Genomic DNA, 23,748 nt, shown 5'->3' on the forward strand with positions numbered 1-23,748 from the left:
CAACCCCCGAATAGGGGGTAGGGCGGGCCCTACCCCTAGTGGTTCGGCTCAGCCCAGCCGGCCCACCGCAGCGCGCAGTCGAGCCAGGTCCCGTCGCCGCCGCTCGTAGCTGGCGGCGAGCCCGACCAGCGCCAGCCCGCCGACTCCCAGGTAGATCCACCGGGGCAGCAGATCCCACCCTCGGGCCAGCTCGTGCAGCGCCAACAGCGTCAGCGCCCCGCCGCCGAGCAGCACCGGCGCCTGCCAGCGGCGGGACGCGCCGACCAGCACCACGCCCAGCGCCGCCGCACCGAGGAGCAGCCGTCGCCACGGCTGCGGGTCCGCCCCGGCCAGCACCGACACGAGGCTGGGCAGCAGCGCCGCGACCAACCCCGGGCCGAGCGCCGGCCAGCTGGTCAGACCGGGCCGGGTGCGCAGCGCCAGCAGACCCGCGCCGAGGGCGAGCGCCGCAGCCGGCAGGGTGTACGCCTCCAGCACGGTCACCCCACCGGCGGCCAGCAGCACCCAGGCCCCGAGCAGTTCGCTGCCGGCGGCGATGCCGGCGAACGCCCAACGTCGACCGGCCGGCTCGCCCCGGCGCAGCAGTCGCAGCCCGACGGCGACACCCCAGAGCACGCAGACGGTGGCGAGGTGCCGGGCCACCTCGACGGCGAGCACCGCCGCCACCAGCACGACGACCTGCGCGGCGGCGTCCAGCACCCGCCTCAGCCGGGCCCGCGCCGGGGTGAGCGCGGCGGCGGCCAGCACCACCGCGGCCACCGCCAGCAGTGGGTACGCGGCAGCCCGCACCGGCAGCCCGCCGGCGAGCGGGGCGGTCACCGCCAACGCGGACGCCGCACCCACGGCGGCGAGAGCACCGGTGACCCGGACCTCGAACCTGCGCCCCCCGACGGCGACGGCGACCGCCACCACCAGCAGCACGCCCTCGGCCGCGAGCGTCCCGGCGCGGGTGGCCAGCAGACCCGCCACACCGGAGGCCACCAGCACCACACCCACCGGTACGGCGATCGGTGCGAGCGCCGGGCGGGCCGTGGCCATCGCGGCGAACAGCAGCGCCGCTGAGCCGACGAGCAGGACGGCGGCGGGCAGCACCGGCCAGGGCACGCCGATCGCGACGAGCAGCACCGGCAGCGCCGCTGCGGCGAACGGCAACGCGGGCAGCACCGGTTGGCCGACTCGCCGACCGGCGAAGGCGGCGGCCACCGCCAGCACGACCAGCGCGAACCCGACCGGGAGCACCGTCGGGTCGGCGACGACCGTGGGCACCCCCGACCACACCCGATCCCCGCCGCCATAGGGCGACACCAGCGCGGTCAGCACCGTCGGCAGGGCCGCCAGCGTTGCGACCGCCGCTAGCGTTGCGACCGCCGCTAGCAACACCACCGACCGGGCCGGTTCGTGCTCGTCGGCCGTCGGCCGGTCCCCGAGGCCGACGAGCGCGACGCCCAGCGCCGCCAGCGCGACGTACAGCGCGAGCGGCTCGTCGCCAACCCCGAACAGCGGCGCGAGAGCGGGCCCGGTCACCGCCACGACGGCGCCGGTCAGCGCGTACCCGACCAGCTCCACCCGGTGGCGACGCGCCGCGAGCACCGCGACCAGCGGCAGCCCGGCGACGGCCAGCGCGAGCCGGGCCTGCCACCAGGGCGGCGCACCCCCGGCGAACAGCGCCGCCGCCGCGATCCCGGGCAGCGCGAGCTGCGCGACCAGCAGACCCGCGCCGGCCACCTCCCGGTACGCCCCGGCCCCCCGTCGTACCGCCAGCGCCAGCCCGGCCACGGCGATGACGCCGAGCGCCACCAGGACGCCGGTCGGATCGGCCAGGGCGACCAGCAACCCGTGCCCGAGCAGGGCGGCACCGCCGAGCGCGCGGGTGAGCAGGACGGCCGGTGGGCTGGTCGGGCGGGCCAGCACGGCCAGTAGCAGCGCGACCCCGCCGACCAGGTCGATGGCGACCACCTGGGGCCAGGAGACCGTCCAGCCGGCGGGCACGGCGAACAGCACCGCCACCGCGCCGGCCGTGGCGAGCACCACCCGCGCGCGCCGAGGCAGCAGGAGCATCGCCGCGCCGAGCGTCAGCGCCACGGCGGGTGCCAACTGCCAGCCCCAGTGCAGGTCCGGGCCCACCTCGGCCCCGCCCCACGGCGGCAGCGACCGGCCGATGGCGGCGACCGCCAGCCCGATGGTGATCAGCACGGTGACCTGCGCGGTGCCCGCCGCGACGAACAGCGCACCGGCGCGGGGGCCAGTCCGCCAACCGACGGCGCCGACCGCCGTCGACCCGACCGCCCCGGCCTCCCCGGGCAGGAGCCGCACGGCAGCGGCCAGCCCGAGGGCCACCGTCGCCGCCGCGAGCAGCAGCAGTGACGGCCGCAGCTCGGCCACCGGGCGCAGCAGGGCGGCAGCGAGCACCGGCACCAGCAGCGCGCCCGCCGCCGCCCGCAACGCCCGCCCCCCGACGAGCCAGGCCGCACCGAGCCCGGTCAGCGCGACAAGCAACAGCGGCACCCCGGCCAGCAGCGGCGAGCCCCCCGCCCGCCCACTGACCAGCGGCACCACCGCGCATCCCGCAGCGCCCACAAGCGCCGCGACATGGCCGATGCCGGCCGACACCCGGCCGACGAGCTGCGCCACCCCGTCCCGGCCGCGCAGCGTGGCCAACACGGCCAGGTTCAGCAACGCCACCCCGAGCAGGACCACCGCCCAGCCGGCCGCCCCCGGCCGGGCCTCGGCGGCGAGCAGCGGCAACACCGGCTGGGCGGCCAGCAGGGCGGCGAACCAGGGCCCCGTCAACCGACTGGACCGGCCGTACGCCACGGCGACCGCCGCGCTGGCCCCCCCGACCAGCGCGGCGTACCGGCTGCCCGGCATGCCGGCCACGCCGACCAGGTCCACCGACCAGGCCGCGACGCCGTCCAGCACCACCAGCAGCAACCCCACCGCAGCGAACGTCTCCGCCGTGCCGCGCAGCCCTCGACGGACCGCCACCAGCGGTACGCCCAGCGCCAGCGCGGTGAACGCCGCCAGGATCAACGCCCGACCACCGACCCCCACCGCCGCCCACGCCACCGCGGTGAACACCACCGCCGCAGTGCCCAGCAGGAGTCCACCGAGGACGAAGAGCAGACCCTGGACCGTCCGGGTCGACGCCTCCGCCGCACCCGGCCTCGGACCCGCCGCGACCCCGGTGCCTGGGCCGATGGACGGCACCGGCCCGACCGGAGACGCCGAGCGCGCCACGGCCGAAGCAGCCAACCCGGCACGGACGACCGACGCCAACTCGGCCCGCCGCCGCGACACGGCCGACAGGCGTCCGGCCAGCTCGGTGTACGCGTGACGGGCCCGCTCCACCTGCGGCTCAAGCTCGGCGACCTCCCGGCCCAGCCGAACCACCTCAGCGGCGATCGGGTCGGGCGCGCGTAGGCAGCCGGTGCAACCGGTGCTCAGGTCTGCCGGTGCACCGCAGGCGGGGCAGGGGTAGCGGGTGTCATCCACCCGGTCATCATCGACAGCCGACCGGGGCCCGACCCAGAGTGCGCGTACTCAGGCTCGGGTGTGCTCGAACACCCAGGTGGCGTAGTCGGGGTTGCCGCTCTCCACCCTGGACACCAGGATCTCCGGCACCTCGTACGGGTGGCTGACCCGGATCTGGTCCACCAACGCGGTGAGCCGATCCGGTGCGGTCTTGAACTGCACCGACCATTCGGTGCTCGTCTCCACTCCGGACCGCCACCAGTAGGTGCTGTCCACCTGACCACCCACCTGGGCGCAGGCGGCGAGCCTGCCTGCGACGGCCGCAGCCGCCAGCACATCGGCGACCGAACGCGCATCCACCACCGTCGTCACCACGCAGATCTCGTCCACGACCGCACCCTACGCGGCAATGTCCCGATTACTAGCGATCCACGCATCTATCTGCGCCCACCAGTCGAAGAGCCAGTCGATGCGCTGCTGCCGTCCGGTCGGCACGTCCTCCGGCGACACCGACCAGAACCGCATCACGATCCGCTTGTCCATCGGCAGCTCCCGCCACACGTCGGCGACGGTGAGCATCCGGTCCAGCCCGGTGTGGGCGACGAAGATGACCCCGGCGTCCGGGGCGGCATCCAGCGCGGCGAGCATCCCGCCGGGCTGCGGGGCGAGCACGTGGCGCATCCGCTCGGCGCGCAGGGCCATCCGTTCCAGGCCGAGGGAACGCAGCCGGGCGATGGCGCGCAGCCGTCGGTTGGGGGTGAAGTTGCCCCCCTCCGGGAAGATCACGAACGCGTCGTTGTCGTCCAGGCCGTTGGCCAGGTGCCCGACCTGGCGCACCGTCTCCTCGCCGCGCTCCGGGGTCGGCGCGATGAACCGGTTGGGCAGCCGGTTGAGCAGCACGTCGATCGCCGGATCCCACTGGAGGCTGTCCTTGAGGACGATCCGGGGCTCCCGGTGGAACCAGTTGACCAACCCGTGGATCAGGATGAACGAGTCGCCCGGCCCGGCGTGCCGGCAGAGCACCAGCTCGGGCCGGCCGGGCAGGGCGGTGTCCGGGTCGGTGCCGACCACGTCGATGCTCAACCGCAGTGTCCAGCGTGCCTGCCAGAACAGCACCCGCAGGAACCAGCCGGCCAGCATGTAGTGCGCGCGCTGAAACGCCGGAGACCGGGCTCGCCAGCCGAAGCCGGAGGCGACCCAGAGCACGAAGAGCGCGAGCAGCGCGGCCGCGTCCCAGACCAGGTAGAAGCAGCCGATCCAGAGCAGCCGCAGCGGGCGTAACCGACCCGGGACCAGCGGGGACGCGGCTGCGGCGAGCAGCGCCCAGACCGGCAACGTGGTGACCACGAGGAAGGCCAGCAGCACGACGGTGGGGGCGATCAACAGCCGGCGCAGCCACCGGGGAGGCAGCGGCATCACTGCTCCAGGTGGGTGGCGAGGTAGCGCCGGGAGGCGGTGTACGCCCGGCTGATCCGCCGTCCCACCGCCGCCATGTCCCGGTACGCCCACGGCGTGTCGTCCCGTGGGTCGAGCCCGCCGGTCGGCAGGACGTGCACCTCCACCCCCTCGGGCAGGGCCGCCATCTCCCGGAAGAAGCGGTGCCGGCGGGAGATCTCAAACGCGACCTGCGCGATCTCCCATGGCCGGCGAGGCGGGGTCAACTCCCGTTCGATCCGACCCACCTGGAGGACGTAGATCCGACGGGCGCCGACGGCCACCGCCTCGCCGATCGGGATGGAGTTGACGATCCCACCGTCCACGTAGTGCGCGCCGTTGATCTCCATTGGCGGCAGCAGACCCGGCACCGACGCCGACGCCATGACCGCCGGCACCACCGGTCCGCTGTCGAACCAGTGCTCGGCGGCCCGCTCGATGTGGGCGGCGCAGCAACGGAACGGCACCCGCAGATCGGCGAAGGTGGTCTCCACCCCCAGCTCGTTCTCCAGCAGGCGGCGCAGCGGCCGGGGTGAGTGCAGGTGGGTGCGGGCCGCGAAGCGGCGTAGCTGCCGGGCGACCGAGTCGCCGTACACCTCGCTCGCCTCCGGCGAGGCCCAGAGCCGGACCAGCCGGTCGGTCACCGCCTCCGACGGGTCGGCGGCGACCAGCGCGCCGTTCACCGCGCCGATCGAGGTGCCGAGCACCATGTCGGGTTGGATGCCGGCGCGGAACAGCGCGCGCAACATGCCGACCTCGACCGCGCCGAGCACTCCCCCGCCGCCGAGCACGAACGCCACCGGTCCCGCCGCCATGTCCTCATCCTGGCACGGGCCCGCCGCCGGTCGGCAGGACGCGGTCGACCGGCGGTCAGCGCACGGCAGGCACCGCCCGCCGCTGGCCGGTGGCGGCGACGTTGACAGGCAGGACACATTCGCGCAACCTGATACCGCTCCCACCCCTGAGGCAGGTGCGATCCGTGAAGGCAGCGCTGCATCCGGGCCGATTGTTGGCCCGCAGATACCGACTTCTGGACCAGATCGGTGCCGGTGGCATGTCGGTCATCTGGCGGGCCCGCGACGAGGTGCTGGACCGGGTCGTCGCGCTCAAGGTGCTCGCCCCGTCGCTGGCCGCCGACGCGCGATTCCGGGGCATGGTGCGCGAGGAGGCACGGGCCGCCGCCCAGTTGGTGCACCCGCACCTGACTTCTGTGCACGACTACGGCGAGACGGTCGACCCGGACGGCTCGATCACCTCGTTCGTGGTGATGGAGTTGCTCAACGGCGAGGAGCTGAAGCTGCGGCTCACCGAGGGTCCGTTGCCGTGGCCCGAGGCGGTCCAGGTAGGCGCGCAGGTCGCGGAGGCGCTGGCCGCCGCGCACCGGCTCGGCATCGTGCACCGGGACATCACCCCGGCCAACGTGATGATGACCGGCACCGGCGTCAAGGTGCTCGACTTCGGCATCGCGACCCGGATCGGCGCGCCCGACGAGGACGAGGACGGCGACACCTTTGGCACCCCGGCGTACGTGGCCCCGGAACGCCTCGACGGTGCGCCGGCCCAGCCATCCACCGACGTGTACTCGCTCGGCGTACTGCTGCACGAGGCGCTCACCGGCCGGGTCCCGTACCCGGCGGACACCTGGGAGCAGCTCAGCGCCGCGCTGGCCAGTGGGCCGCCGCCGACGCTTGCCGACCTACCCGACCTGCCCCCGACGGTGGCCCAGATCTGCCTGCGCAGCCTGGCCCGGAACCCAGCCGACCGGCCGACCGCCCGGCAGGTCGCCACGGCGCTGCGCGACCACTCGCTGCCGGCCAATCCCCCGACCGCGACCATCCGGGTGCCCACCCAGCCACTGCCACCGCAGTCACCCGCCATCGCAACGGCGAGCGTCCCGACGGCGGCCCCGGCGACGGCGGACGGCAGGACGACAGGCGACGCGTTGGCGGCCGGGTCGCTCTGGTCCCGGCGGCGGCTGGCGTTGCTGCTGGTGCTGGTGCTGGCCGTCGGGGTGACGCTGGCCGGGGTGGCCCTGCTGCCCGAACAACAGCCGACACGCCGGGCGCAGCCCTCGGTTGCTCCGGTGACGACCCCGCCGACCGACCCGCCGACCCCCACGCCGACCGACCCGCCGGCCCCCACCTCGGCCGCGCCGACCGCGGCACCGTCGAGGAAGCCGACCACCGCCGTGCCCGGATCGAACGCGGGCACGCTGAGCGAGGCCGCAAACCGGGTCGACGGGCTGATCGGCGCCGGGCTGAGCGCCGGGGAGATCCGTGACGACGTGGCCCTCGACCTGCGCAACGAGCTGCGCAACCTGACCGTGGCGGTCAGCTCCGGCCGCGAAGAGCTGGCGCCACCGGTGGCCCGGCTGCGCAACAAGGTCACCGTCCGCCTCGGTGAGGGCGGCATCAGTCCGGCGTACGCGTCACGGCTCGACGCCGCCATCGCCGAGCTGAACGCGGCCGGGGTCTGAGCCGGCGGCACCCGGACGGGCGGGGTGGGTCAGCGCACCGGCACCCGGGCCGAGGCACGGACGTCGTGCCGGCCGAGAGCGAAGCGCCGATAGACCTCCGCATAGCCGTACGCCATCCGCTCGACCGAGAAGTTCTGGGCGACGTGCGCCACGCAGTCCGCCGGGTCGAGCCGCTCCGCCGCGAACAACGCGGCGGGTATCTCCTCCGGCCGCTCGACGACGAGCCCGGTCAGCCCCGGCCGAACCAACTCCGGCACCGCACCCCGGTTGAGCGCGACCACGGGTGTCCCGGTCGCCATCGCCTCCAGCATCACCATGCCGAAGGGCTCGTCCCACTGGATCGGCATGATCAGGCAACGGGCGTCGACGAGCATCCGCAGCGTCGCCGCGCGGTCCGCGTTGAGGACGACTGTCACATCCTCGTCGATCAGCGGCGCGACCACCTGCTCGTAGTAGCGGCGCTCGGCCGGCTCGTTGCACTTGCCGGCCAGCAGCAGAGGCAAGCCGGCCGCCCGGCACGCCCGGATGGCGGTGTCCGGGCCCTTGTCCGGGCTGAACCGTGCCAGCCACAACACCGGGCCTGCACCAGGCGCGTTCTTGCGCGGGAGGCCACGGATGTCCAGCGCGTTGTGCACAGTGCCGGCCCAGGGCAGGGTCGGGTTCAGTCGACGCTGGGCGTGCGAGATCGCCACCAGGGCGACTCCCGAGTCGATGTCGCTCAGCACATCGCCGTACTCCCCGACGGGGTTTCCATGCACGGTCGCGACCGTCGGCACGGCCCGGCGGCCGGCGACCAGCGGGCCGATCGTGGTGTGGTCGTGGATCACGTCGAAGTCGGCCGCCGTGATCAGCCGATTCACCCGGGCCAGGTGAGCCAGCTCGGGCAGTGACTCACCGAGCCGCTCGTACTGGACCTCGGCGACGGTGGAGACGAAACCGTCGGCCGCCGTGCCGTGGTCACCGCCGGCCCCGAACAGGGTCACCGCGTGCCCCTGGTCGGTGAGCGCGTCCACCAGGGCGGCGACGACCTGCTCAAGGCCGCCGTAGCCGGGTGGCGGTACGGACAACCAGGGCGGAACCACCATCGCGATGCGCAGCGACCGCTCACCCGGGCGGCCCGCAGGCGAGTGGTTCACGGCCACGAGTCCTCCCCGTTGATCCCCGGTGCGGCGGCACCGCCGGTCGAGACGGTCGGCGGCGGTTTCCCAGTGACGTCCCGGGTAAACCGGACAACGCGGACGATCACCCGCCCACCAGGAGTTGGTCGTGCACCACCCGCACCCCCGGCGCGGACCAGGCCACCCGCTCGACCTGGTCGCGTTCCCACCAGGAACGGACCACCCCGGCGAGGACCAGTGTGTCGCCGTCCACCTCGACACTCACCCGCTCGCCGCCGAGGGTGCGCAGCAGCGCCCGCTGGACGTCCCGACGCAGCCGCTCGGCGACCGGTGGCGCCACGGGTCGTACCTCAATCAGGTTGGTGATCCCCCGTACGCCGTCGAGTCGGCGCACCTCGCCCTCGGCGGCCCGCCGTTGCCACCCGAACTCGACCTCACCCCGAAGCATCAGCCAGCCGTTGGCCACTGTCACGTCCAGCCGTTCGGCGGGCACGAAGCTGTCCCACTCCAAGGCGCGGGTGGCGGCGATGGCGATCTCGGCGTCGGTACGCCCCGGAGTGCCGGGCAGCCGCACCTCGATCTCGTCGGCCACCGCCCGTACGCCGCGAACCCGCTGTGCGCACCGCGTCGCGGCCCAGCCACGAGCGGCACCGTCCACGAAGCCGGTCAGGGTGACCACGCCCTGGTCGACGGCCACCCCGATCTCGTTCGGTTGCACCTGGGCGTCCCAGGCCAACTCCGCCAGGACGTCGCGTTGGATCCGCTGGTCGTCGCGGACACCCACCACCTCGGTCATGGCACCTCACCCCCGGTCATAGGCCGCCGAGACTCGTCCACCGAACCTGCCGGGCAGACGGGTGACGGCGGTTCACCCGATTCGGGTGAACCGCCGTCCGGGCGGAAAAGAAGCGGCGGGTGACGGAGCCGACCCCCTCGGCCCCGCCACCCGCCGCCAGAGGGAGGAAGCAGGTTCAGTTGGTGATCAGGACGTCTCGGCGAGCGTCACGGTCGCCGTCTTCTCGACCCCGTTGCGCTTGAACTGCACCTCGACCCGGTCGCCGACCTTGCCGGCCTGCACCGCGCCGACCAGGTCGTCCGAGTCGTTCACCGGCTTGTCGCCGAACCGGGTGACGACGTCGCCGCGCTGCAGACCGGCCTTCTCCGCCGGGCTGCCCGCGACGATCGACGCGACGAACGCACCGCCGCCCTCGGCCTGGTTGACGCCGACGCCGAGCGACGGGTGGCTGACCTTCTCGCCGCGCTGGAGCTTGCCCGCGACGTCCTTGGCCTTGTTGCTGGGGATGGCGAACCCGACGCCGATGTTGCCGGTGCTCTGCCCGGAGGTCGCGATGGCGGTGTTGACGCCGATCACCTCGCCCCGGGTGTTGACCAGCGCGCCACCGGAGTTGCCGGGGTTGATCGGCGCGTCCGTCTGGAGCAGGCCGGAGATCGAGCTGACCGGCTGGCTCTGCTGGGTCGGGTCCTGCTGCTGGCCCTCGCCGCCGGCCCGGATGGTGCGGTCCCGAGCGCTGAGGATGCCCGAGGTAACCGAACCCTGCAGGCCGAGCGGGCTGCCCAGGGCGAGCACCTGGTCACCGACCTGCATGGCGTCGCTGTCGCCGAACTTGGCCGCCTTGAGGTTGCTGACCCCGGTGGCCTGCACAACGGCCAGGTCGGTCTTCGGGTCGGTGCCGATGACCTTCCCGTTGGCCTTCTTGCCATCGGCGAAGATCACCTGCACGGCACCGCCGGTGGCGGACGCGACCACGTGGTTGTTGGTCAGCACGTACCCGTCGGCGCTGAGCACCACGCCGGAGCCCTCGCCGCTGTCGGTGGTGATCGAGACGACGCTGTCCTGCACGGACGCGGCGATCTTCGGCAGGTCCGCGCCGTTGATCACCGGGGCCGCAGTGTAGGTGCGGGTGATACCGCCGCCGTCGCCATCGAGGGCGAGCGCGAGCGCCCCACCGGCCACGCCGGAGCCGAGCATCAGGGCGAACACCGCGACGCCCGCGCCGGCGAACTTGGCAATCCGACCCGGCCGGGGTCCGCTGCCGGGCGGCGCGACCTGCGGGCCCCACGGCGGGACCGGCTGGCCCGGGTGCTGCCCGGGGTGCTGGGCGTGCTGGCCCGGGTGCTGCTGGTGCTGGCCGGGGTGCTGGGCGTGCTGACCTGGGTGCTGCTGGTGCTGGCCGTACGCCATGCCCGGCTGGCCCCCGCCGGCCCAGCCGGACTGCTGGCCCGCGTACCAGGGGGCACCGGGGTAGTGACCGGCGGCCGGCTGTGGGTAGCCGGGCTGGCCGGGCGCCGGGTAGCCGGAGACCGGGTACGGCGGCGCGGAGGGAGTGGCCTGGGTGGCCTCAGTGGCCTGGGTGGCCTCAGTGGCCTGGGTGGCGGCCGGGGGCTCGTAGCCGGTCGGCGGCTCGTACCCGGTCGGCTGGACCGATACGGGAGTGGTCGGGGAGTCGGACTGCACGCGCTCGTCGCGCGGCAGCTCGGCGGTGGGGTGCGACGGCTCGGCGTCGGTGGGGGCCGGCCGGCGCTGCGGGTCGGACTCGAACTCGGTCATGGCACTACCTTCTCCCCCCGCACTGCAACGAAGCTGGAACCGGCCTGGAAGTTGGCTGAAAGTCACTCGCCCGCGTCGACCTGTGGCAGCAGCGGCAGCCGGACCCGGAAGGTGGCCCCACCACCGGGCGTCTCGGCCACCTCGACCGAGCCGTGGTGGGCGGCGACAAGCGCCGCCACGATGGCCAGGCCGAGGCCGGTGCTGGTGTTGCCGGAGGCCCGTCGGGTACGTGCCGCGTCGGCTCGGTAGAACCGCTCGAAGACCCGTTCCGCCTGCTGAGGTGTGAGGCCCGGGCCGGTGTCGGCCACCTCCACGACGGCGAAGCCACCCGGTTCGGCACGCAACCGGACCCGGATCTCGGCCTCCGGTGGGGTGTGGGTCAGGGCGTTGGTGACCAGGTTGCCAATCACCTGACGCAGCCGCGCGTCGTCGGCGGAGACGACGAGCGGGCCCGATTCGGGCTCGATCTCCAGCTCGATCCGCCGCTCCGGTGCCATCGCGCGGGCGGCGTGCACGGCGTCGGAGGCGAGCACCGGCAGCTCCACCGGAGTCAGCGAGAGCGGCCGTTCCATGTCCAGCCGGGCGAGCAGCAGCAGGTCCTCCACCAGCAGGCCCATCCGGGCCGCCTCGTCCTCGATCCGGCGCAGCAGGCCGGCGGTCTGCTCCGGCGCACTGGCGGCACCCTGCCGGTACAGCTCGGCGAAACCACGGATGGTGGTCAGCGGCGTACGCAGCTCGTGCGAGGCATCGGCGACGAACTGCCGCATCCGCTCCTCCGAGCGGATGGCCCGCGCCTCGGACGCCTGAGCGGCGGCGGCGGCATCCCGGGCGGCGCTCTCCGCCCAACGCGCCGAGGTCTCCGAGGCGGCTCGGGCGGTGAACGCCGCCTCGATCTGGGTGAGCATCGCGTTCAGCGCACGCGACAGCCGGCCCAGCTCCGAGGTGGGGTACTCCTGGCCCTCTTCCGGGTCGGGAACACGCCTGGTCAGGTCACCGCCGGCGATGGCGGCGGCGGTGCGTTCGATCTCGACGAGCGGCTTGAGGCTGGTCCGGACGATCCCCGCGCCAACCGAGGCCAGCATGATCAGCACCGACCCACCGACCAGCAGGTCGATCCAGGCCAACCGCTTCACCGCGAGGTCGACGTCGGTCAGGTGCTCGCCGATCGCCGCCATCTGGCCGTCGGGCCGCTCTATGTAGAACATCCGCCAGCGCACCGAACTGTCCCGGGCGCGAATGGTGCGGGGCTTGCCATCCTGGGCCTTCTCCTGGGCTTCGAACCCAGCCGCGTCGCTCGGCCACGGCGGCAGATCGGCCGTCCGGAAGCGGGACGTGTCGTACGCGAAGTCCCTCACCTTGCCGGTGGTCGGGCTGGTCAGCACGACCACGTAGTCGCTGGGCAGCGAGACGCCGTTCGACGACGGCATGATGGACTGGATCCGGTCGGCCGACTCGCGCAGCTCAAGGTCGATCTGGTCGACCAGATAGTTGTGCAGGAAGTACGCGGTCGAGACGCTGATCACCACCAGCGCGACGGAGACCAGCGCGAGCACCGAGGCGACCAGCTTCACCCGCAGTGGAACGCTGCGGACCCGTCCCTTCGCCTGCTGGACCGGGTTCACGCCGCCGGCTTGCGCAGCACGTACCCGACGCCGCGGAGGGTGTGGATCAGCCGGGGTTGGGTGGTGTCGACCTTGCGCCGCAGATACGAGATGTAGGACTCGACGATGTTGTCGTCACCCCTGAAGTCGTAGTTCCAGACGTGGTCGAGGATCTGCGCCTTGGACAGCACCCGGTTGGCGTTGAGCATCAGGTAACGCAGCAGCTTGAACTCGGTCGGCGAGAGCTGCACCCGCTGGCCGGCCCGGTGCACCTCGTGGGTCTCCTCGTCCAACTCCAGGTCGGCGAAGGTGAGCCGGGACGGGGCCTGCTCGCCGGTCGTGGTGCGGCGCAGCACGGCGCGGATCCGGGCGGTCAGCTCCTCCAGGCTGAACGGCTTCGTGACGTAGTCGTCGCCGCCCAGGGTCAGCCCACGGATCTTGTCGTCGGTGGCGTCCCGGGCGGTCAGGAACACCACCGGGGTACGCGTGCCGCCCTCGCGGAGCATCCGGATGACCTCGAAGCCGTCCAGGTCGGGGAGCATCACGTCGAGCACCACCAGGTCGGGCCGGTGGTCCTTGGCGGCGTTGAGCGCCGCGCTCCCACTTGTCGCGGTGGCCACGTCGAAGCCCGCGAACCGCAGGCTCGCGGAGAGCAGTTCGAGGATGTTGGGGTCGTCCTCGACGACGAGAAGTCGCGCCTCGGTCTGGGTAGCGGGCATGGCCCCATCATCGGCGATGTCACTGCGCCCGCGCTGGACGGTTCCTGCAAAAAGGCTGTGAGTCGCCGTCGGTCAGCGCAGCAGGCGGCGCAGCCCGTCGAGCGCGCCGTCGAGCAGCCGGATCGCGGTGCGCAGCTGGACGTCGCTGAACTGTCGGGCGCGCAGCAGCCGACCCACCTCGGCGGTGAACGCGGCCAGCCGCTTGTCGAGGTCGTCGAGCAGCTCGGCCTGCGGCCCGGCGGTGGACGCCGTCCGGAGCGGCGGGGCGGGCGTCTCCCACCGGGCCCGCCGGGTCTGTCGGGTGGCCTCGCTCAGCTCCCGCTTGAGGTCGCGCACTGAGCCGCGCACCTCACTGCGGATGTCGCCGGCCAGGCTGGACAGGTCCGCCACCGAGGCCGCGATGTCCGTCTCCAGGGCGGTCAACTCACCGGCCCGCTGACGCAGCTCGGCACGGCCGGCGTCGGTGATCTCGTACGTCTTGCGGCCACCCGCTGCGGTGTGGCTGACCAGACCCTCGACCTCCAGCCGTTGCAGGCGGGGGTAGATGGTGCCGGCGCTGGGCGCGTAGAGCCCGAGGAACCGGTCTTCCAGCAGGCGGATCAGCTCGTAGCCGTGCTTCGGGCCGTCGTCGAGGAGCTTGAGCAGGTAGAGCCGGAGCCGCCCGTGGCTGAACACGGCGGTCACGGCTGCTCCTCCCCGTCGTGGTCGACCGCTCGGGCGAGCAGGGCGATGCTCCCCGAGGTCGCGGAAGCCCAGAGCTTACCTTCGCCGGCACCGAGCACCCCCTCGCCGCTGGGCAGTGGGAACGTCGAGGTGCGCAGCTGTGGAAAGCCGCTGGTGATCCGGCCGGAGGCGGTGTTCAGCCGGACGGCGAGGTCGCTGTCCTCGCGGACCCGGACGGTGATGCTGCCCGAGATGGTGGTCAACCGGATCTCGCTGCGCCGAGGATTGTCCAGATCGCAGGTGATAGCGCCCGAGACGGTCTGCGCCCGCACCCGGTCGGCGGCGCTGTCAGCGAGGATCACCTCCCCGGAGACCGTCTCCAGGCTGAGATCGCCGCGGACGCCGAGCGCCTCCACCGGGCCGGAGGTGATCTGCGCGGAGGTGTTGCCGCGCAGGCCCATCAGGGTGATCTGGCCGGCGACCACGTGGACGGCCGTCTGCTGGCGCAGGCCGGAGACGACCACCGACCCCGCGGTCAGGCTCAGCTCGGCGAGGACGTCGGCGGGCACGGCGACCGAGACGTCCACCCGCGGATAGCGGTGGATCATCCGGAACCACCGCAGGACGTCCGACCAGCCCCGGCCACGCTCCTGACGGATGCTGAGCCGACCGTCGGTGTGGTCGATCAGGACCGGCCGACGGCCGACCTGGGTCACGTCGACCCGGGTCGGCCCGTCGGTGGCGACCACGTTGAGCCGTCCACTGATCAGGCGCACGTCCAGCCGGACGACCGGCCCGTCCACGGTGAGCCGCTGCGGGCTCTCGACCGTCCATCCGGCCATGGCGTTCCCCTCTCGATGACGCGCAGACACGCGTCGAACACGAGGAGACTGTAACGCGATACATCGCGACACCACAAGACAGGTCGTGACCGGTCGCCGGCTCGGCGTTCGGCGTAGCTCCCCTCAGGCCGCCAGGTCCAGCTCCCGGCCGCTGCCCGGCGTCCGGACCGGAACAGTCGGGGTCGCCGTGGGGACCGCGCGCAGCCGGGCCCGCGTCCCGGCACCCGCCGTCGGCAATAGGTGTACGGCCGACTCGGCGGCCCGAGCCAGCAACCGCCGATCTGCGTCCCGGGCCGGGTGCAGCGCGGCGGCGATCGTCACCGAGACCACCAACTCCCGCGCCGCGACCACCCGTGCCACCGAGCGCAGCAGGGTGTCCGCACCGAGGAAGGCCGCTGCCGTGGTGGTCGACCGGGTGGCCTCACAGCGGTAGGTGAGCCGCAGCGGCACCACCGGGCTACCCGTGTCGATGGCCGCCTGGAACGTCGCCGGCCGGAAACCGCCGCCGGGGCGGCAGTCGGCGGCGCCGTCACCGGCACACCACGTCGTACCCTCCGGAAAGACCGCCACCGACCGCCCGGCGCGCAGCGTGTCGGCGACCCGGTCGACGGTGGTCCGCAGCGCCAGCGGTCGGGTGCGGTCCACGAAGACCGTGCCCGCCGCCGCGGCCAGCAGACCGACCACCGGCCAGGAGCGGATCTCCCGCTTCGCGACCATCCGGGTGGGCGCGACCGCCAGCACCGCGAGGATATCCAGCCAGGAGACGTGGTTGGCGACCAGCAGCGCCCGCCGCCGGGGCAGTCGACCCCGGATCACGAGGCGGACGCCGAAGGCGCGCGCGGTGGCCCGCGCCCAGCCGCTGACCATCGCCTGCCGTTCCCGGGTCGGGAGCACGGGCAGCAGCACCACCACTGCGATCCCGGCCAGCAGCATGCCGAGCGCGGCGACCAACCGGAGCACCCGGCGGGCCACCGGCACCGTCGGCACCTCACCGGCCGCCGGCAGGCAGTCGTCGTCGCAGCCCGAGGAGGGCCGCCACAGGTCGTGCGGCACGGCGGTCACCGCTGCACCTCCTCGCCCAGGAAGTGCCGCAGGTAACGCGGGTTCATCCGGTTCAGGTCGAAGAGCACGTAGAAGTCCGCGCACCCGAAGTCGGGGTCGTACGACGGCTCGCCGCAGATCCACGCGCCGAGCCGGAGGTAGCCCCGCAGCAGCGGCGGCACCGCGACCCGCTCGGCCGGGTCGGCGACCGGGGCGGCAGCGGCAGCCGGGTCGCTGAACCAGGGCCGCAACGGGCGGACCCGCAGCGGTGGCGGCGACAGGTGCCGGGCCTGGGCCTGGGCCCACACCTCGGCGACCGTCCGCCCACCGTCGGCCACCGGCACCGACGCGCAGCCGCCGAGCCAGCGAGAGCCACGCAGGTGCAGGTAGCGGGTGATGCCCGCCCACATCAGGTTGATCACCGCGCCGGTGCGGTGGTCCGGGTGCACACAGGACCGGCCCGCCTCGACCAGGTCATCGCGGAGCGGGTCGAGCGCGGTGAGGTCGAACTCGTCCTCGGCGTACCGCCGATCGATGCGCCCCGGAGGCAACAGCCGGTACGTGCCGACCACGTCGCCGGTGCTGTCCTCGCGGACGATCAGGTGGTCGCAGTACGCGTCGAAGGGGTCCACGTCCAGCCCGGCCTCGCCGGGGAGGAGGGTGGCGCCGAGCTCGTTGGCGAACACCTCGTGACGCAGGCGTTGCGCGGCCGCGACCTGGGTGAGGTCGTCGGCGATCAGCAGGGTGTATCCGCTGGTCGTCAAGGGGGCGCCAGCGACATGCAGAACGGCCATGGGATCTGTGTAGGTGCCCGGGTTGCCATCCACGGGGACCACTGGTGTCGTTCGGATGAACGCCGGCAGGCGAGACCGCTAGCGACGCCCGGCGCCTACCGTGCGACGCTGCCCGAGCAGCCGGCGACGACGCCGCCACGCACCCTCGGAGGTCGACGATGCGCATCGAAACCCGCTACAACGGGCCAGCCGGCTCCGGCAACGGCGGCTGGAGCGCGGGGATCTTCGCCGCCGCGGCGGGTGGCAGCGGGCCGGTCGAGGTGACGCTGCGCCGGCCACCACCATTGGCGACCGAGCTGACCCTGGTCGACGGCGAGGTCCGGGATCCGGCCGGCGAGTTGGTGGCCGAGGTGCGCCCGGCCGGATTGCTCGATGCCGTCGTACCCCCGGTCGACCTGGAGACGGCGGTGGCCGCCGCGACCCGCTACCCCGGCCTGGTCGAGCATCCGTTCCCCAACTGTTACGTCTGCGGCCCGCAGCGGGCCGACGGGCTGCGGATCTTCCCCGGCCGGCTGCCGGATGGGCGGACCGCCGCGCCGTTTCACGCGCCCGAGCAGGTCAGCGAGGCCACGGTCTGGGCGGCGCTGGACTGTCCCGGCGGGTGGGCGGTGCTCGCGCCGGGCCGCCCGTACCTGCTGGGTCGGATCGCCGCCGTGGTCACGGCGCTGCCGGGGCCGGGCGACGAGTGCGTGGTGACCGGCGCACTGATCGGCGTCGACGGCCGCAAGGCGCTCGTGCACACCAGCCTGTACGGCCCGGACGGCGCGCTGCTCGGCGCGGCCCGGGCGACCTGGATCGCCCGCTGAGCCCGGCTGTCGTCCACAAGGATGAGTCGTCTCCACCCTGCGACGGATCGAGATGTACGGACCGCGCCTGATTGACCTTGTTGCCACCGCCCGTCACGCTGTGCCACGGCGTACCTCGACGCCACACACGGGAGGAGAACGATGACTGACGGGCAGCGAAGCCCCACCAGCGACGGTCAGATCGTGGTGTCCGGTCTGACGAAGCAGTACAAGAACGTCCGGGCGGTGAACGACCTGTCCTTCACCGTGGCGCCGGGGCGGGTGACCGGCTTCCTCGGCCCGAACGGCGCCGGCAAGACCACCACGCTGCGCATGCTGCTGAACCTGGTCACGCCGACCTCCGGCACGGCCACCATCAGCGGTCACCGGTACGCCGACCTCAGCGACCCGCTGCGGCACGTCGGCGCGGTGCTGGAAGCCTCCAGCGCCCACAAGGGCCGCACCGGCATCAACCACCTCCGGGTCATCTGCGCGGCAGCCGGGCTGCCCAAGCAGCGGGCCGACGAGGTGCTGGCCCTGGTCGGGCTGTCCCCGGCGGCGAAGCGCAAGTTCAAGGGCTACTCGCTGGGCATGAAGCAGCGGCTCGGAATCGCCGCCGCGATGCTCGGCGACCCCCGCGTGCTGATCCTCGACGAGCCGGCCAACGGGCTCGACCCGGAGGGCATCCGGTGGATGCGCGGGTTCCTCAAGAACCTCGCCCACGAGGGCCGCACGGTGCTGGTCTCCAGCCACCTGCTGTCGGAGATGCAGCTGCTCGCCGACGACGTGGTGATCATCGCGGCCGGGCAGTTGGTCCGGCAGGGGCCGGTCGAGCAGGTGCTCGGATCGATGGCGCAGAGCGCCCGGGTCCGGGTCCGCACCCCGCAGGCCGAGGCGCTGACCGCCGCCCTGAAGGCACAGTCGGCGACCATCGAGACCGACGAGCAGGGCGTACTGCTGGTCGCCGGGGTGGACGCCCCGACGATCGGCCGCGCCGCCCTCGCCGCCGGGGTGGAGCTGCACGAACTGACCACCGAACGGCCCGATCTGGAACGGGTCTTCCTGGAGCTGACGGCCGGAAAGGCGGGCATCCGATGAACCTGGTCCGATCCGAGCTACTCAAGATCCGTACCACCAACACCTGGTGGATCTTCGCGCTGATCAGCCTGCCGCTGTGGGCGCTCACCCTGCTCATCAACTGGTTGCAGGCCGACGCTCTGACCAGCAACAACCTGGGTGACCTGTCGGCCGAAGAGGCCGCCCAGGTCGCGGCGGTAGCCAGCGTGGACGCGCTCTCGTCGAACCTCTTCACCACCGGGCAGTTCTTCGGCCTGCTGATCGTGATGCTGCTCGGCATCATCGTGGTGACAAGTGAGTTCTTCCACCAGACGGTCACCACCACCTTCCTCACCAACCCGCACCGCACCGCGGTGATGAGCGCCAAGCTGGTCGCGGCCGGCGTGCTAGCGCTGCTGTTCTGGCTGGTGACGACCGCGCTCAACCTGGTCGCCGGGTCGGCGGTCCTGAACGCGGTCGGGCTGGACTCGCAACTCGGCAACGACGCCGCCTGGCGGGCGATCGGGCTGAACCTGCTCGCGTACCTGCTCTGGGCGGTGTTCGGCGTCGGCATCGGCGTGCTGATCCGCAGCCAGATCGGCGCCACCGTGACCGGCATCCTGCTCTACCTGGGCGGCTCGATCGGCGCCATCTTCGTGATCGCCATCCTGGCCGAGCGCTGGGGCGACTGGATCAACAACCTGCAACTGCTGGTGCCGTCGCTCGCCTCGTCGTTGATGGTCGCCGGGGCGGACATCCCCGGCAACCCGCCCCGCTGGGCCGGCGCCGCCGTGCTCATCGGGTACGCCGTGGTGACCGGCGTGGTCGGCACCCTGCTGATGCGCCGACGCGACATCTCCTGACGGCCCCGGGGGGTGGCGGCGACGTGGCCGCCACCCCCCGGGAGCCCGTAGCAGCCGTCAACAGAACACGCAGGGGTTGCTGAACTTCTGGCATCTTCTGTGAATCCGGCCACCAGACCGAGGCGGAAATGCCTGCGGGATCCGTACGGCGTAGCCTGGGAGCGTCCTGTCCGTAGTCCTCTAACCGGGCGCGACGGACACCGCGTGACACATAAACCCGCGTGAAAGAGGCGATTACCGGCCGTGTCGACCCAGCAGACTTCGCAGGAGAACCCACTGGCGGGTTTCGGCCCGAATGAGTGGATCGTCGAGGAGATGTACCAGCGCTACCTCGCCGACCCATCGAGCGTCGATTCGGCCTGGCACGACTTCTTCGCCGACTACCGACCAGCGCCCGGTGCGGGCACCCCGCAGGGGGCCAAGTCGGCGGACAAGCCGGCCGCCGCCCCGGAGCCGGACGGCCAGCCCGAGGCGGCCGCCACGGTCGCCCAGCCGAGTGCCCCGGCCAAGCCGGCGACCGCTGCGCCCGCCGCGCAGTCGGCACCGGCCAAGCCCGCCGCCGCTCCGGCCGCGCCGAAGGCCACGCCGGAGAAGGCCGCCCCGGCCAAGCCGGCGGCCAAGGCCGCCGCGCCGAGCGTCGACGGCCCGCAGACCACCCCGTTGCGCGGCGTCGCGGCGAAGATCGTCCAGAACATGGACGCCTCGCTGAGCGTGCCCACCGCGACAAGCGTGCGCGCGGTCCCGGCCAAGCTGCTGGTCGACAACCGCATCGTGATCAACAACCACCTCGCCCGCGGGCGGGGCGGCAAGGTCAGCTTCACCCACCTGGTCGGCTACGCGCTGGTGCGCGCGCTGGTCCAGCACCCCGAGATGAACAACTCCTTCGCCGAGGCCAACGGCAAGCCGGCGATGGTCCGCCCGCCGCACGTCAACCTCGGCATCGCGATCGACCTGGCCAAGCCGGACGGCAGCCGCAACCTGGTGGTCCCCTCCATCAAGGGCTGCGAGCAGATGGACTTCCGGCAGTTCTGGCAGGCATACGAGGACGTGGTCCGACGGGCGCGGCGCAATGAGCTGACCATGGAGGACTACTCCGGCACCACGATCTCGCTGACCAACCCGGGCGGCATCGGCACCGTGCACTCGATGCCGCGGCTCATGCAGGGGCAGAGCGCGATCATTGGCGTCGGCGCGATGGAGTACCCGGCCCCCTACCAGGGCATGTCCGAGGCCACCCTGGCCGAGCTGGCCGTCAGCAAGATCATCACGCTGACCAGCACGTACGACCACCGGATCATCCAGGGTGCGCAGTCCGGCGAGTTCCTCAAGGTGATGCACGAGCTGATCCTGGGTGAGCACGGCTTCTACGACCAGATCTTCACCGCGCTGCGCATCCCGTACGAGCCGGTGCGCTGGATGCGCGACGTGGCGGTCAACTCCGAGGGTCAGATCAACAAGACCGCCCGGGTGCACGAGCTGATCCACGCGTACCGGGTGCGCGGTCACCTGATGGCCGACACCGACCCGCTGGAATTCAAGATCCGCAAGCACCCCGACCTGGACGTCCTCCAGCACGGGCTGACCCTGTGGGACCTGGACCGCGAGTTCCCGGTCAACGGCTTCGCCGGCCGGCAGCGGATGAAGCTGCGCGAGATCCTCGGCGTGCTGCGCGACTCGTACTGCCGCCGGGTCGGCATCGAGTACATGCACATCCAGGACCCGGAGGAGCGGCGCTGGGTCCAGGAACGGATCGAGCGCAAGTACGAGAAGCCGTCCGCCGACGAGCAGAAGCACGTGCTCAACCGGCTCAACGCCGCCGAGGCGTTCGAGACCTTCCTGCAGACGAAGTACGTCGGCCAGAAGCGCTTCTCGCTGGAGGGCGGCGAGTCGCTGATCCCGCTGCTCGGTGAGGTGCTGGAGTCGTCCGCCGAGAACGGGCTGGACGAGGTCGTCATCGGCATGGCCCACCGGGGTCGGCTCAACGTGCTGGCCAACATCGTCGGCAAGCCGTACGAGAAGATCTTCTCGGAGTTCGAGGGCCACCTGGACCCGCGCTCCACGCAGGGCTCCGGCGACGTGAAATACCACCTGGGCCAGAACGGCAAGTTCACCACTCCCGACGGTGAGCACGCGGTCAAGGTGTCGGTGGTGGCCAACCCGTCGCACCTGGAGGCCGTCGACCCGGTACTGGAGGGCATCGTCCGGGCCAAGCAGGACCGGATCGACCTCAAGCTGGAGGGTTACACCGTGCTGCCGCTGGCAGTGCACGGTGACGCCGCGTTCGCCGGGCAGGGTGTGGTCGCCGAAACCCTCAACCTGTCGCAGCTGCGCGGTTACCGCACCGGCGGCACCGTGCACGTGGTGGTCAACAACCAGGTCGGCTTCACCACCGCCCCGGAATACAGCCGGTCCAGCCTCTACAGCACCGACGTGGCCCGGATGATCCAGGCGCCGATCTTCCACGTGAACGGCGACGACCCGGAGGCCGTGGTCCGGGTGGCCCGGCTGGCCTTCGAATACCGGCAGACGTTCAACAAGGACGTCGTGATCGACATGGTCTGCTACCGCCGGCGCGGGCACAACGAGGGTGACGACCCGTCGATGTCCAACCCTCAGATGTACAAGATCATTGACTCGAAGCGCTCGGTCCGCAAGCTCTACACCGAGGAGCTGATCGGTCGCGGCGACATCACCGTGGAGGACGCGGAGGAGCTTCTCCGCGACTACCAGGCGCAGCTGGAGAAGGTCTTCAAGGCCACCCGCGACGCCGCCTCCGCGCCGCGCCAGCTCAACCGGCCGCGCCGCGAGGAGGAGCCGGAGCCGCAGGTCGACACCGCCACCGACGCGTCAGTGGTCAAGGCCATCGGCGAGGCGCACATCAACCTGCCGGACGGCTTCACCCCGCACAAGCGGATCCAGCAACTGCTGGACAAGCGGGCCAAGATGTCCGTCGAGGGCAACATCGACTGGGGCTTCGGCGAGATCATCGCGCTCGGGGCGCTGCTGCACGACGGGGTCACCGTCCGGCTCGCCGGGCAAGACTCGCGTCGTGGCACGTTCGTCCAGCGGCACGCCTCGGTGGTCGACTCCCGCACCGGCGAGGACTACCTGCCGCTGAAGTCACTCACCGGCGACGGCGAGCGCTCCCGGTTCTTCGTGCACGACTCGCTGCTCAGCGAGTACGCGGCGATGGGCTTCGAGTACGGCTACTCGGTGGAGAACATCAACGCCCTCGTCGCCTGGGAGGCCCAGTTCGGCGACTTCGTCAACGGCGCCCAGTCGGTGATCGACGAGTTCATCTCGTCCGGTGAGGTGAAGTGGGGCCAGCGCTCCGCCGTCACCCTGCTGCTGCCGCACGGCCACGAGGGTCAGGGCCCGGACCACACCTCCGGTCGGCCGGAGCGGTTCCTGCAGATGTGCGCCGAGGACAACATGCGGGTGTCCATCCCGACCACCCCGGCGAACTACTTCCACCTGCTGCGTCGCCAGGCCCTGTCGCCCAAGCGCAAGCCGCTTGTGGTGTTCACGCCGAAGTCGCTGCTGCGGCACAAGCTCTGCGTCTCCCCGGTGGAGGACTTCACCACCGGCACCTTCCAGCCGGTGCTGCGCGACACGGCCGCCCCGGCACCGGAGTCGGTGAAGCGGGTGCTGCTCTGCTCCGGCAAGGTCTACTACGACCTGTTCCAGGCCCGGCAGGAGCGCGGCGTCACCGACACCGCGATCCTCCGGATCGAGCAGCTGTACCCGCTGCCGGTGGAGGAGATCCGGGCCGCCCTGGCGCAGTTCCCGAACGCGGACGACTTCGCCTGGGTGCAGGAGGAGCCGGCCAACCAGGGTGCCTGGTCGTTCGTCGCGCTCAACCTGCTGGAGCACCTCACGGACGTTCGGCTGCGGCGGATCTCCCGCCCGGCGGCGGCCGCCCCGGCGGTCGGCTCGGCCAAGACCCACGAGGTCGAGCAGAACGCGCTGATCGAGGCGGCTCTCCCCCGCCCGTGACCTGACCTGAGCACGGAAGCCGGGGCAGGGCCGTTGCACACGGTCCTGCCCCGCTCCGTCGGTCCATCCGCCATCTCATCCGCCCGGCCCGCGCCGGGACGAGCACAAGGACGTACCCCATGTACTTCACCGACCGTGGCATCGAGGAGCTGGTCGAGCGCCGGGGCGAAGAGCAGGTGACCCTGGAGTGGCTCGGCGAGCGCCTGCGCGACTTCGTCGACCTCAACCCCGACTTCGAAACCCCCATCGAACGCCTAGCCACCTACCTAGCCCGCCTCGACGACCCCGACGACGAAGACGCCTGACCCCGCCCTCCGTTC

19 protein-coding genes are annotated in these 23,748 nt (G+C 72.5%); 6 read left to right on the forward strand and 13 right to left on the reverse strand.

All coding sequences use genetic code 11. From position 1 onward, the window contains the following. Positions 1 to 48 precede the first annotated feature (48 nt). The 4 genes from IF46_RS0122550 to IF46_RS0122565 are packed head-to-tail and all read right to left on the reverse strand — an operon-like array spanning position 49 to position 5,720. Positions 49 to 3,492: an SCO7613 C-terminal domain-containing membrane protein gene (locus IF46_RS0122550; protein ID WP_030490357.1), complete on the reverse strand. Its 3,444-nt coding sequence runs from the start codon at positions 3,490 to 3,492 to the stop codon at positions 49 to 51. A gap of 48 nt (positions 3,493 to 3,540) precedes the next feature. Beyond that, positions 3,541 to 3,861, reverse strand: a complete 321-nt coding sequence (cutA, locus tag IF46_RS0122555) for a divalent-cation tolerance protein CutA (protein ID WP_030490358.1) — start codon at positions 3,859 to 3,861, stop codon at positions 3,541 to 3,543. Positions 3,862 to 3,870: 9 nt separating this feature from the next. Then, complete coding sequence (locus tag IF46_RS0122560; RefSeq protein ID WP_030490359.1) at positions 3,871 to 4,887, reverse strand: 1-acyl-sn-glycerol-3-phosphate acyltransferase; 1,017 nt, start codon at positions 4,885 to 4,887, stop codon at positions 3,871 to 3,873. Then, positions 4,887 to 5,720: a patatin-like phospholipase family protein gene (locus IF46_RS0122565; protein ID WP_030490360.1), complete on the reverse strand. Its 834-nt coding sequence runs from the start codon at positions 5,718 to 5,720 to the stop codon at positions 4,887 to 4,889. Before IF46_RS0122565 ends, IF46_RS0122560 begins: the two co-directional genes overlap by 1 nt. 164 nt (positions 5,721 to 5,884) lie before the next feature. On the opposite strand from IF46_RS0122565, the gene IF46_RS0122570 reads away from it, so the two are divergent. Continuing rightward, positions 5,885 to 7,381 (forward strand): serine/threonine-protein kinase, encoded by a 1,497-nt coding sequence (locus IF46_RS0122570; RefSeq protein ID WP_051724087.1) that lies wholly within the window; start codon positions 5,885 to 5,887, stop codon positions 7,379 to 7,381. Positions 7,382 to 7,410: 29 nt separating this feature from the next. Here IF46_RS0122570 and IF46_RS0122575 read toward each other — a convergent pair whose 3' ends face one another. The 9 genes from IF46_RS0122575 to IF46_RS0122615 all read right to left on the reverse strand — a co-directional run bounded on the left by IF46_RS0122575 (position 7,411) and on the right by IF46_RS0122615 (position 16,728). After that, on the reverse strand, positions 7,411 to 8,523 hold the full coding sequence (locus IF46_RS0122575; protein ID WP_030490362.1) for a glycosyltransferase family 4 protein: 1,113 nt from the start codon (positions 8,521 to 8,523) through the stop codon (positions 7,411 to 7,413). 100 nt (positions 8,524 to 8,623) lie between these two features. Beyond that, entirely contained in the window at positions 8,624 to 9,295 is a 672-nt protein-coding gene (locus tag IF46_RS0122580) for a BON domain-containing protein (protein ID WP_030490363.1), read from the reverse strand. A 186-nt stretch (positions 9,296 to 9,481) separates the two neighbouring features. Continuing rightward, positions 9,482 to 11,068, reverse strand: a complete 1,587-nt coding sequence (locus IF46_RS0122585) for a S1C family serine protease (protein ID WP_030490364.1) — start codon at positions 11,066 to 11,068, stop codon at positions 9,482 to 9,484. Between the two features lie 62 nt (positions 11,069 to 11,130). Beyond that, positions 11,131 to 12,690, reverse strand: coding sequence for a sensor histidine kinase (locus IF46_RS0122590; protein ID WP_030490365.1), 1,560 nt, complete (start codon positions 12,688 to 12,690; stop codon positions 11,131 to 11,133). Beyond that, entirely contained in the window at positions 12,687 to 13,388 is a 702-nt protein-coding gene (locus IF46_RS0122595) for a response regulator transcription factor (protein ID WP_030336721.1), read from the reverse strand. The genes IF46_RS0122590 and IF46_RS0122595 overlap by 4 nt, the downstream gene beginning before the upstream one ends. 72 nt (positions 13,389 to 13,460) lie before the next feature. Beyond that, positions 13,461 to 14,072, reverse strand: a complete 612-nt coding sequence (locus IF46_RS0122600) for a PadR family transcriptional regulator (RefSeq protein WP_030490366.1) — start codon at positions 14,070 to 14,072, stop codon at positions 13,461 to 13,463. After that, positions 14,069 to 14,893 (reverse strand): DUF4097 family beta strand repeat-containing protein, encoded by an 825-nt coding sequence (locus IF46_RS0122605; protein ID WP_030490367.1) that lies wholly within the window; start codon positions 14,891 to 14,893, stop codon positions 14,069 to 14,071. The genes IF46_RS0122600 and IF46_RS0122605 overlap by 4 nt, the downstream gene beginning before the upstream one ends. A 123-nt stretch (positions 14,894 to 15,016) precedes the next feature. After that, the gene (locus IF46_RS0122610; RefSeq protein WP_030490368.1) at positions 15,017 to 15,955 is read right to left on the reverse strand and encodes a lysophospholipid acyltransferase family protein; all 939 of its coding nucleotides are present in this window, start codon (positions 15,953 to 15,955) and stop codon (positions 15,017 to 15,019) included. Further along, complete coding sequence (locus IF46_RS0122615) at positions 15,952 to 16,728, reverse strand: GNAT family N-acetyltransferase (RefSeq protein WP_030490369.1); 777 nt, start codon at positions 16,726 to 16,728, stop codon at positions 15,952 to 15,954. The genes IF46_RS0122610 and IF46_RS0122615 overlap by 4 nt, the downstream gene beginning before the upstream one ends. A gap of 158 nt (positions 16,729 to 16,886) precedes the next feature. On the opposite strand from IF46_RS0122615, the gene IF46_RS0122620 reads away from it, so the two are divergent. The 5 genes from IF46_RS0122620 (at position 16,887) to IF46_RS0122640 (ending at position 23,733) form a co-directional block, all read left to right on the forward strand. Further along, on the forward strand, positions 16,887 to 17,534 hold the full coding sequence (locus IF46_RS0122620) for a hypothetical protein (RefSeq protein ID WP_030490370.1): 648 nt from the start codon (positions 16,887 to 16,889) through the stop codon (positions 17,532 to 17,534). A 141-nt stretch (positions 17,535 to 17,675) separates the two neighbouring features. Next, the gene (locus tag IF46_RS0122625; RefSeq protein ID WP_030490371.1) at positions 17,676 to 18,611 is read left to right on the forward strand and encodes an ABC transporter ATP-binding protein; all 936 of its coding nucleotides are present in this window, start codon (positions 17,676 to 17,678) and stop codon (positions 18,609 to 18,611) included. Next, positions 18,608 to 19,432: an ABC transporter permease gene (locus IF46_RS0122630; protein WP_030490372.1), complete on the forward strand. Its 825-nt coding sequence runs from the start codon at positions 18,608 to 18,610 to the stop codon at positions 19,430 to 19,432. Before IF46_RS0122625 ends, IF46_RS0122630 begins: the two co-directional genes overlap by 4 nt. 243 nt (positions 19,433 to 19,675) lie before the next feature. Beyond that, complete coding sequence (locus tag IF46_RS0122635; RefSeq protein ID WP_030490373.1) at positions 19,676 to 23,428, forward strand: multifunctional oxoglutarate decarboxylase/oxoglutarate dehydrogenase thiamine pyrophosphate-binding subunit/dihydrolipoyllysine-residue succinyltransferase subunit; 3,753 nt, start codon at positions 19,676 to 19,678, stop codon at positions 23,426 to 23,428. Between the two features lie 119 nt (positions 23,429 to 23,547). Beyond that, positions 23,548 to 23,733 (forward strand): DUF6104 family protein, encoded by a 186-nt coding sequence (locus tag IF46_RS0122640; RefSeq protein WP_030490374.1) that lies wholly within the window; start codon positions 23,548 to 23,550, stop codon positions 23,731 to 23,733. The last annotated feature ends 15 nt before the right edge of the window (positions 23,734 to 23,748 follow it).

The organism is Micromonospora chokoriensis, assembly GCF_000718555.1.
GTDB lineage: Bacteria > Actinomycetota > Actinomycetes > Mycobacteriales > Micromonosporaceae > Micromonospora > Micromonospora chokoriensis_B.